13 protein-coding genes are annotated in these 18707 nt (G+C 72.7%); 11 read left to right on the forward strand and 2 right to left on the reverse strand.

Annotation, left to right across the window (positions count from 1 at the left end):
- The first annotated feature begins 4 nt into the window (after positions 1 to 4).
- Together AB0J57_RS31515 and AB0J57_RS31520 are read left to right on the forward strand one after the other, a co-directional pair.
- Positions 5 to 1423, forward strand: coding sequence for an FAD-dependent oxidoreductase (locus AB0J57_RS31515; RefSeq protein ID WP_366131773.1), 1419 nt, complete (start codon positions 5 to 7; stop codon positions 1421 to 1423).
- 182 nt (positions 1424 to 1605) lie between these two features.
- Complete coding sequence (locus tag AB0J57_RS31520; RefSeq protein ID WP_366131774.1) at positions 1606 to 2064, forward strand: hypothetical protein; 459 nt, start codon at positions 1606 to 1608, stop codon at positions 2062 to 2064.
- Here AB0J57_RS31520 and AB0J57_RS31525 read toward each other — a convergent pair.
- Complete coding sequence (locus AB0J57_RS31525; RefSeq protein WP_366131775.1) at positions 2052 to 2801, reverse strand: phosphatase PAP2 family protein; 750 nt, start codon at positions 2799 to 2801, stop codon at positions 2052 to 2054. The two genes, AB0J57_RS31520 and AB0J57_RS31525, sit on opposite strands and share 13 nt — an antisense overlap.
- A 137-nt stretch (positions 2802 to 2938) precedes the next feature.
- Entirely contained in the window at positions 2939 to 4273 is a 1335-nt protein-coding gene (gene gabT / locus AB0J57_RS31530; RefSeq protein WP_366131776.1) for a 4-aminobutyrate--2-oxoglutarate transaminase, read from the reverse strand.
- 251 nt (positions 4274 to 4524) lie between these two features.
- Here gabT and AB0J57_RS31535 point away from each other — a divergent pair, with 251 nt between their 5' ends.
- From AB0J57_RS31535 to ispG, 9 genes are all read left to right on the forward strand, one after another.
- Entirely contained in the window at positions 4525 to 6567 is a 2043-nt protein-coding gene (locus AB0J57_RS31535) for an ATP-binding protein (protein ID WP_366131778.1), read from the forward strand.
- A 96-nt stretch (positions 6568 to 6663) separates the two neighbouring features.
- Positions 6664 to 8226, forward strand: coding sequence for a PucR family transcriptional regulator (locus AB0J57_RS31540; RefSeq protein WP_366131779.1), 1563 nt, complete (start codon positions 6664 to 6666; stop codon positions 8224 to 8226).
- 357 nt (positions 8227 to 8583) lie between these two features.
- Positions 8584 to 9546 (forward strand): EamA family transporter, encoded by a 963-nt coding sequence (locus AB0J57_RS31545; protein WP_366131780.1) that lies wholly within the window; start codon positions 8584 to 8586, stop codon positions 9544 to 9546.
- Between the two features lie 110 nt (positions 9547 to 9656).
- On the forward strand, positions 9657 to 11099 hold the full coding sequence (locus AB0J57_RS31550) for an aldehyde dehydrogenase family protein (protein ID WP_366131782.1): 1443 nt from the start codon (positions 9657 to 9659) through the stop codon (positions 11097 to 11099).
- A gap of 177 nt (positions 11100 to 11276) precedes the next feature.
- Positions 11277 to 13214 (forward strand): acyl-CoA dehydrogenase family protein, encoded by a 1938-nt coding sequence (locus AB0J57_RS31555; protein WP_366131783.1) that lies wholly within the window; start codon positions 11277 to 11279, stop codon positions 13212 to 13214.
- 54 nt (positions 13215 to 13268) lie between these two features.
- The gene (aroA, locus tag AB0J57_RS31560; RefSeq protein ID WP_366131784.1) at positions 13269 to 14498 is read left to right on the forward strand and encodes a 3-phosphoshikimate 1-carboxyvinyltransferase; all 1230 of its coding nucleotides are present in this window, start codon (positions 13269 to 13271) and stop codon (positions 14496 to 14498) included.
- A 47-nt stretch (positions 14499 to 14545) separates the two neighbouring features.
- The gene (gene dxr, locus AB0J57_RS31565; protein ID WP_366131785.1) at positions 14546 to 15796 is read left to right on the forward strand and encodes a 1-deoxy-D-xylulose-5-phosphate reductoisomerase; all 1251 of its coding nucleotides are present in this window, start codon (positions 14546 to 14548) and stop codon (positions 15794 to 15796) included.
- Positions 15793 to 17094, forward strand: coding sequence for a site-2 protease family protein (locus AB0J57_RS31570; RefSeq protein WP_366131786.1), 1302 nt, complete (start codon positions 15793 to 15795; stop codon positions 17092 to 17094). The genes dxr and AB0J57_RS31570 overlap by 4 nt, the downstream gene beginning before the upstream one ends.
- 112 nt (positions 17095 to 17206) lie before the next feature.
- A complete protein-coding gene (ispG, locus tag AB0J57_RS31575) occupies positions 17207 to 18361 on the forward strand; it encodes a flavodoxin-dependent (E)-4-hydroxy-3-methylbut-2-enyl-diphosphate synthase (RefSeq protein WP_366131787.1) in 1155 nt (384 codons plus the stop codon).
- Positions 18362 to 18707 lie beyond the last annotated feature (346 nt).

Here is an 18707-nt window from a genome sequence, read left to right on the forward strand (position 1 = left end):
AACCATGGCCCCAGTTGCCATGCGTACTGCTGCACAATCACTCTCGGACGCCCAGCCCGTCCCCTTCTGGCTGGAAGACCCCGGCAAGCCCGCCGCGCTGCCCGCCCTCACCGGCACCGAGCACTGCGACCTGCTTGTCGTCGGAGGCGGCTACAGCGGCCTGTGGACCGCGCTCCTCGCCAAGGAGCGGGACCCCGCGCGGGACGTCGTCCTCATCGAGGGCCGGGAGGCGGGCTGGGCCGCCTCCGGCCGCAACGGCGGCTTCTGCGCCGCCTCCCTCACCCACGGCTTCGGCAACGGCCTCGCCCGCTGGCCGGACGAGCTCGCCACCCTCGAAGAGCTGGGGGAGAAGAACCTCGACGCGATCGAGGCCGCCGTCACCGCGTACGGCATCGACTGCGACTTCGAGCGCACCGGCGAGATCGACGTCGCCACCGAGCCCCACCAGGTGGCCGAGCTGACCGGGATGTACGAGGAGGCCGACCGGCTCGGCCTCGCCGGCCACCTGGAGCTCCTCGACCGGGACGCCGTGCGCGCCGAGGTGAACTCGCCCACCTTCCTGGGCGGGCTGTGGGACCGGCGTGGCGTCGCCATGCTGCATCCGGCCCGACTGGCGTGGGGCCTCAAGCGGGCCTGCGCCGGCCTCGGCGTACGCGTCTACGAGAACACCCGGGGCCTGGAACTCGCCCGCGCGGGTGCCGGGATGGCCGTACGCACGCCCTACGGGCGGGTCTTCGCCCGGCAGGTCGCGCTCGGCACCAACGTCTTCCCCTCGCTCGTCAAGCGCGTGCGCGCGTACACGGTCCCCGTGTACGACTACGCGCTGATGACCGAGCCGCTGACGGACGAACAGCTCCAGTCCATCGGCTGGAAGAACCGTCAGGGCCTGGGAGACAGCGCGAACCAGTTCCACTACTTCCGGCTCTCCGCCGACAACCGCGTCCTGTGGGGCGGTTACGACGCCGTCTACCCGTTCGGGGGGCGCGTCCGCGCGGAACACGATCACCGTCCCGAGACCTACCTCAAGCTCGCCGAGCACTTCTTCCGCTGCTTCCCGCAGTTGGAGGGTGTCCGGTTCAGCCACGCCTGGGGCGGTGCCATCGACACCTGCTCCCGCTTCTCGGCGTTCTTCGGCACGGCGCACGCGGGACGGGTCGCGTACGCGGCCGGCTTCACGGGCCTGGGCGTCGGCGCGACCCGCTTCGGGGCGGACGTGATGCTCGACCTGCTGTCGGGTGAGCGGACCGAGCGTACGGAGCTGGAGATGGTGCGCACCAAGCCGCTCCCGTTCCCGCCGGAGCCGATCGCCTGGGCGGGCATCGGGCTGACCAAGTGGTCCCTGGCGCGGGCCGACGCCAACGGGGGCCGCCGCAACCTCTGGCTCAAGGCGATGGACCGGCTAGGGCTCGGCTTCGACAGTTGAGCCGGACGCCCGGCTCGGTTTCGGCGGTTGAGCCGAATGCGCCCGCGGCGCGCCCCCGGCGACCCGGTTCACCACCACGCCGGTCTCCCAGTCGCGTAATGATCCACGCGGACCCCTGTCTCCCCGTGTGAACGCACTGCCCGCCGGGGCAGTCACAGACACGGACATGGAGGCAGCGGGCGATGACTGGTTCGGGGGCCAAGGCCGCGGTGGAGTGGCTGGCGGCGGTGGCGCCGGATCCCGACGCCTGCCGGTGGGAGTGGGAGCGCAACCCCCTCGGGGTCGCGCTCCTGCCCGCCGGCCGGCGCTGGGACGTGCTGATCACCCCGGCCGAGCTCGGCCACGCCACACTCGACGTCCTGTGCCGGCTCGTCGACCGCCCGGGCCCGGTGCTCGCCGACTTCGGCGACGCGCGCCTGGGCTTCTTCGTGCCCGTGGGCACCGCCGCGCGGTGGGTCGGCACCGGGATGCGGGCCGCCGGCCGCGGCACCTGGATCGTCGTGCCGTACCCGGGCCGGGTGACGGGCGCGGCGCGCTGGCTGGTGCTGCCCGACGGCAGGGGCACGCTGACCGACCCGGCGCTGCTGGAGCTGGCGATGCACGAGGCGGCGGCGCACCTGGCGCGGCGTCAGGAGCCCTGACCCCGTCCGCGGCGCACAGGGAGAGCGCCGGCGCCGAACAGGCACACACTGGCCACCACGTCCAGCGGCCAGTGGTAGCCGCGCAGCACGAGCCCGATGCCCGTCGCCGCCGTCAGCAGGACCGCGAGGGGCATCAGGCGCCGGTGCACCAGCAGCGCCGCGCCGCAGTACGCCACCAGGGCCGTCGCCGTGTGCCCGGAGGGGTAGTAGCCGGTCTCGGAGGTGAGCGGGCCGACCCGGTCCACGAGCAGTTTCAGCGGTACGACCAGGGCGGGTACGAGCGCCATGGCGAGGGCCGCGTACAGCGCCTGGGCGCGGCGGCCGCGCCACACCGCGTAGGCCGCCGCGGCGGCCAGGACGGGGAGGGCCACCTGCATGTTGCCCAGGTCGGCGAGGAGTTCGGTCAGGGGGGCGGGGCCACGGCCCGCCAGGGCGCGGCTCGCGCGCTCGTCGAACCGGGCGAGGGGGCCGTGGACGACGACCTGCCAGGTGATGACGGCGAACACCGCGAGGAGAAGAGCCGGCCGCCCCGGAACAGGGGGGGTGGTTCCGAGGCGGCCGCCAAGACCGGTGTGCCGCGCGCCCCGGGGGGTGTGGGGCGGGCGACGGTCCGATCGGTGAGGAGATCCGGAGCCCGAAGCTCCGATGGTGTGCGCGAGGGCACGACCAGGACGAGGCTGGGGAGGCTCCGTCCCGGAGCCGTCCGCAGTCCCCTGCGGACGGGGTGTTTCTCTCATCTGCAGAAACCGTACGGCAGAGAAAGGGGGGACCGACAGCCGGATCTCCATCCCGCCATCGGCCCCCCACTGCTTCTTCACAACCGGTCGCACAGCGTCATGCCCGGGCTCGGGCCGCGCCGTGCCGTTCGGCGGTCTCAGATGCCGGCGAACGCGTTCTCGATGATGTCCAGGCCCTCGTTCAGCAGGTCCTCGCCGATGACCAGCGGCGGCAGGAAGCGCAGCACGTTGCCGTAGGTGCCACAGGTCAGGACCAGCAGGCCCTCCGCGTGGCAGGCCTTGGCGAGCGCGCCGGCGGCCTCCGGGTTCGGCTCCTTGGTCGCCGGGTCCTTCACCAGCTCGATCGCGATCATGGCGCCGCGGCCACGGATGTCGCCGATGATCTCGTACTTCTCCTGCATGGCGGAGAGGCGGCCCTTCATGACCTCCTCGATGCGCTTCGCCTTGCCGTTGAGGTCGAGCTCCTTCATCGTCTCGATGGCACCGAGCGCACCGGCGCAGGCCACCGGGTTACCGCCGTAGGTGCCGCCCAGGCCACCGCCGTGCACGGCGTCCATGATCTCGGCGCGGCCGGTGACGGCGGCGAGCGGCAGGCCGCCCGCGATGCCCTTGGCGGTGGTGATCAGGTCCGGGACGACGCCCTCGTCCTCGCACGCGAACCACTGGCCGGTGCGGCAGAAGCCGGACTGGATCTCGTCCGCGACGAAGACGATGCCGTTGTCGTTGGCGAACTTCACGATCGCCGGCAGGAAGCCCTTGGCCGGCTCGATGAAGCCGCCCTCGCCGAGCACCGGCTCGATGATGATCGCGGCGACGTTCTCGGCGCCGATCTGCTTGGTGATCTGGTCGATCGCCTGCGCGGCGGCCTCGGGGCCGCAGTTGTCCGGGCCGGTCGGCCAGCGGTAGCCGTAGGCGACCGGGACGCGGTAGACCTCGGGCGCGAACGGACCGAAGCCGTGCTTGTACGGCATGTTCTTGGCGGTCAGCGCCATCGTGAGGTTCGTACGGCCGTGGTAGCCATGGTCGAAGACGACGACGGCCTGGCGCTTGGTGTACGAGCGGGCGATCTTCACCGCGTTCTCGACGGCCTCGGCACCGCTGTTGAACAGCGCGGACTTCTTGGCGTGGTCGCCCGGCGTCAGCTCTGCGAGCGCCTCACAGACCTCGACGTAACCCTCGTACGGCGTGACCATGAAGCACGTGTGCGTGAACTGCTCGAGCTGGGCGCTCGCCCGGCGCACGACCGCCTCGGCGGAGGCGCCCACGGAGGTCACGGCGATACCGGAACCGAAGTCGATCAGGCGGTTGCCGTCGACGTCCTCGATGACGCCGCCACCGGCACGGGTCGTGAAGACCGGCAGCACGGACCCCACGCCGCCCGCGACCGCGGACAGACGGCGGGCCTGAAGCTCCTGCGACTTCGGGCCGGGGATGGCGGTGACGACGCGGCGCTCCTGCGGGATTTCGGTCATGCGGGGCTCCTGGGGTGGGGTCTTTCGGACGCTACTTCTCTTTCTTCCGCAGGCTAGGGCCGGGGGAGGGGGGTGGGCATGCTCCATCAGGGAGTGGTCGGTGCCGTGTCCTTGTCCGGGACGGACATAGCCGCCCCTCGCCGCCCCGCCGCTCCGGAGTTGTCCACAGGTCGCTGAACCGCCCCCGCCGGACGGCTAGATTGACGGAGGCACAGACGCGCGGGACCTGGCTGGTCAGGGGGCAGGGGTTCATGGACACCGACGGTACGTACGAGGCACGGCGCAGCCACGTCGGCAAGCCGCCCGTGCCGCCCCCGCCCCGGCACGCCCCGGCGCCCGCGGGCGGGGGCACCGCGCAGTGGCTGCGCACGCCCCGGCCGGCGGCCGAGCCCGGCGTGTGGCGGCTCGGGCACCGGCCGCGCCCGGAGGAGGAGCCGGAGGCGGTGCCCGCCCGTCGGCTGTTCGCCGGCGCGGTGATCGCCCTGCTCAGCGGCTGGCTCCTGTGGTCCCTGCTGTGGAACGGATACCTGGGCTACTACTGGCTCTGGCCGCTCCTGGCGTTCACCCCCGACGAGTGGCGCACGCAGCCGGGCACCTGGGCCACGGCCAGCTACGTGTACTACGCCATCGTCGGCGGCGGCCTCCTGGTCTTCTTCGCCCGGATCGGCCACGTCCCCGAGATCTGGCGCCGGTACGCGAAGAAGAAGGACACCCCGCCCCCGCCGCCGCCCCCGGACGCCGACCCCGCCGACTGGCCCGAGCTGCGGGACGCCGGGCTGACGGAAGCCGCCCGGAAGCTCGCCGAGGCCACCCGCTCGGGCGCCCTGGGCGATGTGGACTACGCGCGCATCCGGCGGGCCTGGCAGGGCGTGCGCACCCATCCGGACCGGCTCGCCGCGTTCACCGACGCCGTGCGCGCCCACGGGCCCGCCGCGTGCGCCCACCCGTCGGGCGTGCGCGACCTGCCCGTCCGCACCGCCGCCCACGACCTGGCCACCGCCCAGGTGCGGATCGGCACCGCGGCCGACCACCCCCGCAACCCCTACGCCCGGCGGACCACCGGGGTCGCCCTGGAGCCCGCCGTGCTCGGCACCTCGCTGCTGGCCGTCGGGCCCGCCGGGTCCGGCAAGACGGTCCGGCTGGTCCGCCCGGTCGTGGAGTCCCTGTGCCTCCAGGCCCTCGCCAACCGCGCCGCCGTCGTCGCCGTGACCGCCCACGGCACCGCCCTCGCCCCGGACGCCGCCTTCGACGTGATCGTCTCCGTCGGCCGCCCCGACTCCACGCACGACCTCGACCTGTACGGCGGCGCCGACGACCCCGACGAGGCCGCCCGGATGCTCGCCGAGGCCCTCGTCGGCGACCTCGTCCCCGACAGCCGCCGCGCCGCCACCGCGCTGGCCCAGCTCATCGGCCCCTACCGGGCCGCGCACGGCCACTTCCCCGCCGTACCGGAGCTGCGCGAGCTGCTCGGCGGGGCGCCCAAGGCGCTGGCCGAGCTGCGCGCGGCCGTGGCCGACGACCCGGCCCAGCTCCGTGAGCTGGACGCCCGGGAGCGGCAGGCCGAGCGCGGCGACGACGTCGGGGTGCTGCTGGCCGAGCGGATCGCCTTCCTCGACCGGCCGGCCTTCGCCCGGTTCTTCCGCACCGACACCGAAGGGCGCCGGTTCTCGCCGCGCGCCATCGAGCACCCGCTGCGCGTACGCGTCGACCTGCCCGAGCGCGGGCACGCCGAGGCGTCCCGGATCGTGGCGCGGCTGCTGCTGGCGCAGTTCACCGAGGCGGCCCTGGCGCGCGGCGACCGGTCGCTGTTCGCCTGCCTGGTCCTGGACGACGCCACATACACGGTCACCGCCGACTCCGTACGCGCCATCCAGCGCCTGCGCTCGGCGCACGCGGGTGTCGTCCTGGCGCTGCGCACCCTGGAGGACGTGCCCGAGGCGCTGCGCGGGCCGCTGCTGGGCGCGGTCGGGTGCCGGATGGCGTTCGCGGGCATCGCGCCCTGGGACGGCGGGCGGTTCGCGGAGACCTGGGGCACCGAGTGGGTGCAGACCCGGGACGTGACCAACCGGCAGATCATCTCCGACGAGCCGCTCACCAAGGCCCTGCACTTCCTGCGCCGCCTGGTGACCGGCAAGGCGGCGACCGCCGAGGCGGTGACCGTACGGGAGGTGGAGCGGCAGCGCTGGTCGGCCTCCGACCTCGCCCACGCCGTGCCTCCCGGGCATGCCGTACTGTCCCTGACAGGCGTGCGAGGGGAACATGTCCCTCCGCTTCTGGTCGACCTGCGAACGTGACGTGACGTGACAACCTGGCAGAATTGAAGGGAGTCGTTCATACGGGACGGCGAAAAACCCTTCCGTGACCCCTCCCGAAAGTCCGACGGTCCCGCCATGCCGCTCACGCTCGCCTCGCTCGTCCAGCACTCGGCGCTGAAGCTCACCGTCCGCGCCGGGGAGGACCGCCTCGACACACCCGTCCGCTGGGCACACGTCAGCGAGCTCACCGACCCCGTCCCCTACATGGAGGGCGGTGAGCTGCTCATGGTCACCGCGATGAAGCTGGACGCCGAGAACCCCGAGGCCATGCGCCGCTACGTCAAGCGGCTGGCCGACGCCGGGGTCGTCGGGCTCGGCTTCGCCGTGGGCGTCAACTACGACGAGACCCCGCAGGCCCTGGTGGACGCGGCCCGCGAGCAGGGCCTGCCGCTGCTGGAGGTGCCGCGCCGCACCCCGTTCCTCGCCATCTCCAAGGCGGTGTCGGCGGCCATCGCGGCGGACCAGTACCGGGCGGTGACGGCCGGGTTCGAGGCCCAGCGGGAGATGACCCGGGCCGCCCTCGCCGAGGGCCCCGCCGCCGTCGTGGCGCGGCTCGCCGCCCACGTGGACGGCTGGGCGGCGCTGTACGACGCTTCCGGCGCCGTGCTGGCCGCGGCGCCCGAGTGGGCGGCGCGCCGGGCCGCACGGCTCACCCCCGACGTGGAACGGCTCCGGGAGCGGTCGGCGCCCGCCAGCGCGGTGGTCGGCGGCACCGAGGACCGGGTGGAGCTCCAGTCGCTGGGCAGCGGCCGACGGGTGCGGGGCGCCCTGGCGGTCGGCACGGGCGCGCCGCTGGGGACGGCGGAACGGTACGCCGTCCATTCGGCCATCGCCCTGCTGACGCTCACCACCGAGCGGTCGCGCTCCCTCCAGGCGGCCGAGCAGCGGCTCGGCGCGGCGGTGCTGCGCATGATGCTGTCCGGGCAGCCGGACCACGCCCGGGCCGTGGCGGGCGACCTGTACGGGGGGCTGCTCGACGCCCCGTTCCGGCTGCTGATCGCCGAGCCCGCCTCGGCGGAGCGCGACCCGAACGCCGATCCGCCGCTGCCCGCCCTCGCCGACGCCCTGGAAACGGCGGCCGCCCGCACCGGCGAGACGGTGTTGACGGTCCCGGAGGGCGACGAGCGGCTGGTCGTGCTGGCCGGGGACGGGGGCGCGGTGGCCACGGCGTGCGAGGCGTACGCCGAGAAGGAGGCCGAGGAGGCCGGGGTGGTGATCGGCCTGTCCGCCCCGACCGGCCCGATCGCGGCCGCCGCCGCGTACAAGCAGGCCGAGCAGGCCCTCTCGGTCGCCCGCCGGCGCGGCCGCGCGCTGGTCGAGCACGAGGAGCTCGCGGCCGGCTCGGTCCTGCCGCTCCTCGCGGACGACGCCGTGCGCGCCTTCGCCGACGGCATGCTCCGCGCGCTGTACGAGCACGACGCGACCGGCCGAGGCGACCTGGTCGCCTCGCTGCGCGCCTGGCTCTCCCGCCACGGCCAGTGGGACGCGGCCGCGGCGGACCTGGGCGTCCACCGGCACACGCTGCGGTACCGGATGCGCCGCGTGGAGGAGATCCTGGGCCGCTCGCTCGACGACCCGGACGTACGGATGGAGCTGTGGCTCGCCCTCAAAGCCACGGGCGGCGCGCCGGCGTCGTAACGGTGCCCGCACCCGGCATCCGGCCCGGGTGGGGCCGTGCAGGGTCGCCCCCGCAGAGGTTGGCGGCAAAGGCCGGGCTCCCAAGAGCCGTGACCCAAGGCCGCCGGCCTCGAGGAGGTGAGCCCGGAGGGGCCCCGCCCCCACCCACCCGGGCTGGCCGCCAGGCCCACCAAGCCGCACCCGGTGGTCACCGGGAACAGGCACCGCCCCGGTCCCGTTGTGCCCACCCGTCCCGCCCAGCGGGACGACTGCCCACAACGGGCCCACAACGGTTGCCCTGACGAAACCCCCCTCCCCCTGCCCGAAGACGGGCAAATTCCTTGCCGTTCAGCTCGGAAGATCAATACTCTCCCGTGCATGACAAGCCGCGCCGCAGCCTCGGCCACAACCTCCACCACCCCAGCAGACCGTCCCGCACCACCCGCTCCGGCTCGCCGCATCACCGGTGCCGTGTGGGCCGCGCTGGCGATCGTGTACGTGGTGTGGGGGTCCACCTACCTCGGCATCGCCGTCGTCGTCGAGACCATGCCGCCCTTCCTGTCGGCCGGCGTCAGGTTCGTCGTCGCCGGCCTCCTCCTCGCCGCGCTGCTGGCCTGGCGGAAGGGCATCGGCGTCCTGAAGGTCACCCGCGCGCAGCTCGCGTCCGCCGCCGTGGTCGGGCTGTGCCTGCTGCTCGGCGGCAACGGGCTCGTCGTGCTCGCCGAGACCTCCGTGCCCTCCGGGCTCACCGCCCTGCTCATCGCGGTCGTCCCCGCCTGGGTCGTGCTGCTGCGCACCGTCTTCGGGGAGCGGCCGGGCCGGGGCGCGTACACGGGTGTCCTGCTCGGCCTCGCCGGGCTCGCCGTCCTCACCCTGCCCGGCCTCAGCGGCGACGTACGGATCGGCGGCGTGCTCACCGTGATCGTGGCGACCGTGCTGTGGTCCGTCGGGACCTTCTCCTCGTCCCGGATACCCATGCCCGCCAACCCCTTCACCGCGAGCGTCTACGAGATGATCGCCGGCGGCCTCGGCTGCCTGCTCCTCGGACTCGTGCGCGGCGAGCAGCGCGGCCTGGACGTGGCTGCCTTCTCCGCCCGCTCCTGGACCGCCTTCGCCTACCTCATCGTCTTCGGTTCGCTGCTGGCCTTCACCGCGTACGCCTGGCTCCTCCAGACCGCCCCGCTCTCCCTCGTCGCGACCTACGCCTACGTCAACCCCGTCGTCGCCGTCCTCCTCGGCGCGTTGATCCTCGGCGAGGCGCTGACCTGGCCCATCGCCCTCGGCGGCGCCGTCGTCGTGGCCGGGGTGTGCCTCATCGTCAGTACGGAACGGCGAAACTGACGCCAAGCACTACTCCATCCCGGACAAGCGACCGCGCGGCTTCACGGCCCTACCGTGTGAACAGGGACAGCCCCCACTCCGCACAGCTTCGAAAGGGCCGGGATTCGCGAATGACTGCCACCGCCTTCTGGCTCGCCGGCCGCCAGGCCACCGGCGAGACCACCTTCGACGTCACCTCCCCCTGGGACGGCCGCACCGTCGGCCAGGTGAGCGTGCCCACCGAGGCCCAGGTCGAAGAGGCCGTGGCCGCCGCGCACGCGGTGATCGACGAGTTCGCCGCGACCCCCGCCCACGTCCGCGCCGCCGCCCTCGACCACGTGTCGAAGCGGCTCGCCGAGCGCACCGAGGAGATCGCCCGGCTGATCTCCGCCGAGAACGGCAAGCCCATCAAGTGGGCGCGTGGTGAGGTCGGCCGCGCCGTCTCCGTGTTCCGCTTCGCCGCCGAGGAGGCCCGCCGCTTCAACGGTGGCGAGGCCCAGCGCCTCGACACCGACGCCGGCGGCACCGGCCGTCTGGGCCTGACGCGCCGCTTCCCCAAGGGCGTCGTCCTCGGTATCGCGCCGTTCAACTTCCCGCTGAACCTGTGCGCCCACAAGATCGCCCCGGCCATCGCCGTCGGCGCGCCGATCATCCTCAAGCCCGCCCCGGCCACCCCGCTGTCCGGCCTGATCCTCGGTGACCTGCTCGCCGAGACGGACCTGCCCGCCGGCTCCTGGTCGATCCTCCCGGTCACCAACGACCGCATGCCCGCCCTCGTCAAGGACGAGCGCCTGCCGGTCATCTCCTTCACCGGCTCCGACAAGGTCGGCTACGCCATCCAGGAGTCCGTGCCGCACAAGCACTGCACCCTGGAGCTGGGCGGCAACGCCGCCGCCGTCGTCCTCGGCGACTGGTCCTCCGAGGAGGACCTGGACTGGGCGGCGACCCGCATCGCCACCTTCTCCAACTACCAGGGCGGCCAGTCCTGCATCTCGGTGCAGCGCGTCATCGCCGACGCCTCCGTCTACGACCGCCTGGTCGCCAAGGTCGTCACCGCCGTCGAGGCCCAGGGCACCGGTGACCCGTCCGACGACGCCACCGACGTCGGCCCGCTGGTCAGCGAGGACGCCGCCAAGCGCGTCGAGGCCTGGGTCGACGAGGCCGTCAACGCCGGCGCCAAGCTCCTCACCGGCGGCAAGCGCGACGGCGCCACCTACGCCCCGACCGTGCTGGAGAACCTGCCCGCCGATGTCACCCTCGCCTGCGAGGAGGTCTTCGGCCCGGTCCTGACCCTGCACAAGGTCGACGGCGAGGCCGAGGCGTTCGCCAAGGTCAACGACTCCAAGTTCGGCCTCCAGGCGGGCGTGTTCACCCACGACCTCCAGACCGCCTTCCGCGCCCACCGGGCCCTTGAGGTCGGCGGCGTGATCATCGGCGACGTCCCGTCCTACCGCGCCGACCAGATGCCGTACGGCGGCGCCAAGCAGTCCGGCGTCGGCCGCGAGGGCGTCCGGTACGCGATGGACGACTACACCTACGAGCGCGTGCTGGTCCTCACGGGCCTGGCCCTGTAACAGGGCCCTGTAACAGCACGTCACTCGTACGGCCCAAGACCGGCGGCCCGAACCCACTGTGCGGGGGTTCGGGCCGCCTTTTCGTACCCGCCGTAATCGGGTAATACGGTCGAGTAGCACCGGTCGGTAGGACCACCGGCCGGCCGCCCCCGACTGAAGCGGCGAGGTGAGCCCACCATGTCCGGCCCCCACCACAAGCCCAAGGTCTCCGAGCGCGAAGCCCGCCAGGTCGCCGAGGCCGCCCGCGAACAGGACTGGCGCAAGCCCAGCTTCGCCAAGGAACTGTTCCTGGGCCGCTTCCGGCTCGACCTGATCCACCCGCACCCGCTGCCCGCCACCGAACACGTCCAGCGCGGCGAGGAGTTCCTCGCCAAGCTCCGCGACTTCTGCGAGACGAAGCTCGACGGCGCCCTCATCGAGCGGGAGGCCCGCATCCCCGACGCCGTCATCGACGGCCTCAAGGAGATCGGCGCCCTCGGGATGAAGATCGACACCAAGTACGGCGGCCTCGGCCTCACCCAGGTGTACTACAACAAGGCCCTCGCCCTGGCCGGTTCGGTGAGCCCCGCCGTCGGCGCCCTGCTCTCCGCCCATCAGTCGATCGGCCTACCGCAACCGCTCAAACTCTTCGGCACGCCCGAGCAGAAGGAGACCTACCTCCCGCGGCTCGCCCGCACCGACATCTCCGCCTTCCTCCTCACCGAGCCCGACGTCGGCTCCGATCCGGCGCGCCTGGCCACCACCGCCGTCCCGGACGGCGACGACTACGTCATCGACGGCGTGAAGCTGTGGACCACCAACGGCGTCGTCGCCGACCTCATGGTCGTCATGGCCCGCGTACCGAAGTCCGAGGGCCACAAGGGCGGCATCACCGCCTTCATCGTCGAGGCCGGGTCCGACGGCGTCACCGTCGAGAACCGCAACGCCTTCATGGGCCTGCGCGGCCTGGAGAACGGCGTCACCCGCTTCCACCAGGTACGCGTCCCGGCCGCCAACCGCATCGGCCCAGAGGGCGCCGGCCTGAAGATCGCGCTCACCACCCTCAACACCGGGCGGCTGTCCCTGCCCGCCATGTGCGCGGGCGCCGGCAAGTGGTGCCTGAAGATCGCCCGGGAATGGTCGGCCGTCCGCGAGCAGTGGGGCAAGCCCGTCGCCCACCACGAAGCCGTCGGCGCGAAGATCTCCTTCATCGCCGCCACCACCTTCGCCCTCGAAGCGGTCCTGGACCTCTCCAGCCAGATGGCCGACGAGGACCGCAACGACATCCGCATCGAAGCCGCCCTCGCCAAGCTGTACGGCTCCGAGATGGCCTGGCTCATGGCCGACGAGCTGGTCCAGATCCGCGGCGGCCGGGGCTACGAGACCGCCGACTCCCTCGCCGCCCGCGGCGAACGGGCCGTACCCGCCGAACAGCTCCTGCGCGACCTGCGGATCAACCGGATCTTCGAGGGCTCGACGGAGATCATGCACCTGCTGATCGCGCGCGAGGCCGTCGACGCCCACCTCGCCGTCGCCGGCGACATCATCGACCCCGACAAGTCGCTGGGCGACAAGGCGAAGGCCGGCGCCCAGGCCGGCGTCTTCTACGCCCGCTGGCTGCCCAAGCTCGTCGCCGGACCGGGCCAACTGCCGCGCGCGTACGCGGACTTCCACCCCGCGGGCCACGCCGACCTGTCCACCCACCTCCGCTACGTCGAGCGCACCTCCCGCAAGCTGGCCCGCTCCACCTTCTACGCCATGTCCCGCTGGCAGGGCCGTATGGAGACCAAGCAGGGCTTCCTCGGCCGGATCGTTGACATCGGCGCCGAGCTGTTCGCCATGAGCGCCGCCTGCGTACGGGCGGAACTGCTGCGCACCACCGAGGCGCACGGCCGCGAGGCGTACCAGCTCGCGGACGCCTTCTGCCGCCAGGCCCGCATCCGCGTGGAGGAGCTGTTCGGGCGGCTCTGGAACAACACCGACGACCTCGACCGCAAGGTCGTCAAGGGCGTCCTGGCCGGCACGTACACCTGGCTGGAGGAGGGCATCCTCGACCCCAGCGGCGACGGCCCCTGGATCGCCGACGCCACCCCCGGCCCCTCCACCCGCGAGAACGTCCACCGTCCCATCCGCTGACCAGTTCGTGAGACGCACGGCGCCCGCCCGCCCCCGGACGGCAGGATGGGCGCCGTGACCGTCATCGACATCCCCGGCTCCAAGTCCGTCACCGCCCGCGCCCTGTTCCTCGCCGCCGCGGCCGACGGCACCACCACCCTCGTCCGCCCGCTCGTCTCCGACGACACCGAAGGCTTCGCCGAGGGGCTGACGACCCTCGGGTACGAGGTCGAGCGCGGCGCTCATGAATGGCGCGTCCAGGGCCGCCCGGCCGGCCCCGCCGCCGCCACCGCGGACGTCTACTGCCGCGACGGCGCCACCACCGCCCGGTTCCTGCCCACGCTCGCCGCCGCCGGGCACGGCGACTTCCGGTTCGACGCCTCCGCGCAGATGCGCCGCCGCCCGCTCGCGCCGCTCACCCAGGCGCTGCGCACCCTCGGCGTCGACCTGCGCCACGAGGCGGCCGAGGGCCACCACCCGCTGCGGATCGCCGCCTCCGGCATCAAGGGCGGCGCACTGACCCTGGACGCCGGGCAGTCGTCCCAGTACCTCACCGCGCTCCTCATGCTGGGCCCGCTCACCGCCGAGGGCCTCACGATCACCGTCACGGACCTGGTCTCGGAGCCGTACGTCGAGATCACCCTCGCGATGATGCGCGCCTTCGGCGCCGAGCCCACCCGCGCGGGCGACGTCTTCACCGTCCCGCCCACCGGCTACCGCGCCACCACCTACGCCATCGAGCCGGACGCCTCCACCGCCGGCTACTTCTTCGCCGCCGCCGCGCTCACCGGCCGCGAGGTCACCGTCCCCGGCCTCGGCACCGGCGCCCTCCAAGGTGACCTCGCCTTCGTGGACGTCCTCCGCCGCATGGGCGCCGACGTCACGGTCACCGCCGACGGCACCACCGTGCGCGGCACCGGCCGCCTCAGCGGCCTCACCGTCAACATGCGTGACATCTCCGACACCATGCCGACCCTCGCCGCCCTCGCCCCGTACGCCGACGGCCCGGTCCGGATCGAGGACGTCGCCAACACCCGCGTCAAGGAGTGCGACCGGCTGGAGGCCTGCGCCGAGAACCTCCGTCGCCTCGGCATCACGGTCGCCACCGGCCCCGACTGGATCGAAATCCACCCCGGCGCCCCCACCGCCGCCGAGATCATCACGCACGGCGACCACCGCATCGTCATGTCGTTCGCCGTCACGGGCCTGCGCACCCCCGGCATCTCCTTCGACGACCCCGGCTGCGTACGCAAGACCTTCCCGGACTTCCACGCCCACTGGGAGAAGTTCACATCCCTGGCTTAGGGGATGCCGGGTCGGGGCACGGCGCGGATGCGGCAAGAATGGGGGGCATGAGCGACAGCCCAGCCCCCCTCGCAGACCCGCACATCGCCTTCGATCCGGCCGAAGGCCGCCGGGACATCGTCGTCCTCGGCTCCACCGGGTCCATCGGCACCCAGGCCATCGACCTGGTGCTGCGCAACCCCGACCGCTTCCGCGTCACCGCCCTGTCCGCCGCCGGCGGCCGGGCCGGGCTCCTCGCCGAGCAGGCGCGCCAACTGCGGGTGCGCACGGTGGCCGTGGCGCGCGAGGAGGCGGTGCCCGCGCTGCGGGAGGCGCTGAAGGAGCAGTACGGCACCGAGCCGCTCCCCGAGATCCTCGCCGGACCGGACGCCGCCACCCAGGTCGCGGCCTCCGACTGCCACACCGTGCTCAACGGCATCACCGGCTCCATCGGCCTCGCGCCGACCCTCGCCGCCCTCGAAGCCGGCCGCACCCTCGCCCTCGCCAACAAGGAGTCGCTGATCGTCGGCGGCCCGCTGGTGAAGGCCCTCGCCAAGCCGGGCCAGATCATCCCGGTCGACTCCGAGCACGCCGCGCTGTTCCAGGCGCTGGCCGCCGGCACCCGCGCGGACGTCCGCAAACTGGTCGTGACGGCCTCCGGCGGACCCTTCCGCGGCCGTACGCGGGCGGAGCTGGCCCACGTCACCCGCGAGGACGCCCTCGCGCACCCCACCTGGGCCATGGGCCCGGTGATCACGGTCAACAGCGCCACGCTCGTCAACAAGGGCCTGGAAGTCATCGAGGCCCACCTGCTCTACGACATCCCCTTCGACCGCATCGAGGTCGTCGTACACCCGCAGTCCTACGTGCACTCCATGGTGGAGTTCACCGACGGGTCCACCCTCGCCCAGGCCACCCCGCCCGACATGCGCGGGCCGATCGCCATCGGCATCGGCTGGCCCGAACGCGTCCCCGACGCCGCCCCCGCCTTCGACTGGTCCAAGGCGTCCACCTGGGAGTTCTTCCCCCTCGACACCGAGGCGTTCCCGTCCGTCGGCCTCGCCCGCCACGTGGGCGAGCTGGGCGGCACGGCCCCGGCGGTCTTCAACGCCGCGAACGAGGAGTGCGTGGCGGCGTTCCTCGACGGCCGGCTGCCCTTCAACGGCATCATGGACACGGTCACGGCGGTCGTCACCGAGCACGGCACCCCGGCCGAGGGAACTTCCCTGACCATGCCGGACGTCCTGGAGGCGGAGACCTGGGCACGCGCCCGGGCCCGTGAACTGACGGCGAAGGCAACCGCGGAGGCTCGCGCATGACGATTCTGTTGACGATCCTCGGCATCGCGCTCTTCGCGGTCGGACTGCTGTTCTCCATCGCCTGGCACGAGCTCGGCCACCTGTCCACGGCCAAGCTCTTCGGCATCCGCGTGCCGCAGTACATGGTGGGCTTCGGCCCCACCCTCTGGTCACGCAAACGGGGTGAGACCGAGTACGGCATCAAGGCCATCCCGGCCGGCGGCTACATCCGCATGATCGGGATGTTCCCGCCCGGCGACGACGGCCGCATAGAGGCCCGCTCCACCTCCCCGTTCCGCGGCATGATCGAGGACGCCCGGTCGGCGGCGTACGAGGAGCTCCAGCCGGGCGACGAGACGCGGCTGTTCTACACGCGCAAGCCGTGGAAGCGCGTCATCGTCATGTTCGCCGGCCCCTTCATGAACCTGGTCCTGGCCGTCGCGATCTTCCTCGGCGTCGCCATGACGTTCGGGTTCGCCACCCAGACCACAGAGGTCGCCGGCGTACAGAAGTGCGTCATCGAGCAGAGCGAGAAGCGCGACACGTGCGCCAAGGGCGACCCGGTGTCCCCGGCCCACGCCGCCGGGCTCAGGACGGGCGACAAGATCGTCGCCTTCGACGGGAAGCCGGTCGACGACTGGGCCACGCTCTCCGAGCGCATCCGCGACACCATCGGCCCCGCCGACCTCACCGTCGTCCGTGACGGCAAGGAGCTGACCCTCCACCCCACCCTCATCGAGAACCAGGTGGTCCAGAAGGACGAGGACGGCGAGGTCGTCGAGGGCAAGTACGTACCGGCCGGCTACCTGGGCTTCGCGGCCAAGACCGAGATCCTGCCGCTCAGCTTCGGCCAGTCCGTGGACCGTATGGGCGACATGATCGAGAACGGCGTCGAGTCCATCGTCGCCCTGCCGTCCAAGGTCCCCGACCTGTGGAACGCGGCCTTCGGCGACGGCGAGCGCAAGGCGGACTCCCCGGTGGGCGTCGTCGGCGCGGCCCGGATCAGCGGCGAGGTGATGAACCTGGACATCCCCACGCAGAACATCATCGCCACGTTCCTGACCCTGCTGGCCGGCTTCAACCTGTCCCTCTTCCTGTTCAACATGCTGCCGCTGCTGCCCCTGGACGGCGGACACATCGCGGGCGCGCTGTGGGAGTCCGTACGCCGCAACGTCGCGAAGGTCTTCCGCCGGCCCGACCCGGGCCCGTTCGACGTGGCCAAGCTGATGCCGGTCGCCTATGTGGTGGCGGGGATCTTCATCTGCTTCACGCTGCTCGTGCTGGTCGCGGACATCGTCAATCCGGTGAAGATCTCCTAGCCACGCGGCCGGACACCCCGCGGTGTCCGGCCGCGTCATCTCGGGGCTGTAATCTCGAAGCGGAGCCCGCCGATCTCGGGACCTCGATCCACACCTTGGGGTTGCACAGCAGATGACCGCGATTTCTCTCGGTATCCCGTCCGTTCCGACCAAGCTCGCCGACCGCCGCAAGTCGCGGCAGATCATGGTGGGGAACGTCCCGGTCGGCGGCGACGCCCCCGTGTCGGTGCAGTCGATGACGACGACCCGGACGTCCGACATCGGCGCGACGCTCCAGCAGATCGCCGAGCTGACCGCGTCCGGCTGCCAGATCGTCCGCGTGGCCTGCCCCACCCAGGACGACGCCGACGCCCTCGCCACCATCGCGAAGAAGTCGCAGATCCCGGTCATCGCCGACATCCACTTCCAGCCGAAGTACGTCTTCGCCGCCATCGACGCCGGCTGCGCCGCCGTCCGCGTGAACCCGGGCAACATCAAGCAGTTCGACGACCAGGTCAAGGAGATCGCCAAGGCCGCCGGGGACGCGGGCACGCCCATCCGCATCGGCGTCAACGCGGGCTCCCTCGACAAGCGGCTGCTGGAGAAGTACGGCAAGGCCACGCCCGAGGCGCTGGTCGAGTCCGCGCTGTGGGAGGCGTCCCTCTTCGAGGAGCACGGCTTCCGCGACATCAAGATCTCGGTCAAGCACAACGACCCGGTCGTCATGGTCAACGCCTACCGCCAGCTCGCCGCCCAGTGCGACTACCCGCTGCACCTGGGCGTCACCGAGGCGGGCCCGGCCTTCCAGGGCACCATCAAGTCGGCCGTCGCCTTCGGCGCGCTGCTCTCCGAGGGCATCGGCGACACCATCCGCGTCTCCCTCTCCGCCCCGCCGGCGGAGGAGGTCAAGGTCGGCATCCAGATCCTGGAGTCCCTCAACCTCCGCCAGCGCCGCCTGGAGATCGTCTCCTGCCCCTCGTGCGGCCGCGCCCAGGTCGACGTCTACAAGCTGGCCGACCAGGTCAGCGCCGGCCTGGACGGCCTCGAGGTCCCGCTGCGCGTCGCGGTCATGGGCTGCGTCGTCAACGGCCCGGGCGAGGCGCGTGAGGCGGACCTCGGTGTCGCCTCCGGCAACGGCAAGGGGCAGATCTTCGTGAAGGGCGAGGTCATCAAGACCGTGCCCGAGTCCAAGATCGTCGAGACGCTCATCGAGGAGGCGATGAAGATCGCCGAGCAGATGGAGAAGGACGGCGTGATGTCGGGCGAACCGGAAGTCTCAGTGAGCTGACCCCCGCGTCCCCGCGCCCCGGCTGCCGCCTCGGCACCGGGGCGCGCGTCGTTTGCCGGGCCGTGCCCACCACTCACCGTCCCGCACCCGGCGTCCGGCCGGGCGGGGCCGTGCAGGGTCGCCCCCGCAGAGGTTGGCGGCGACGGCCGGGCTCCCTTGCCTGTGACCCAAGGCCGCCGGCCTCGAGGAGGTGAGCCCGGAGGGGCCCCGCCCCCACGCACCCGGGGTGGCCGCCGCCCCACCGACCCGCACTCGTGGTCACCGGGAGCAGGCACCGCCCCAGGGGGCACCGGGCAAAGGCACCGCCCCGGACCGTTTGTGCCCACCCGTTCCGCCCTGCGGAACG

Source organism: Streptomyces sp. NPDC049837 (genome assembly GCF_040674455.1).
Taxonomy (GTDB): Bacteria; Actinomycetota; Actinomycetes; order Streptomycetales; family Streptomycetaceae; genus Streptomyces.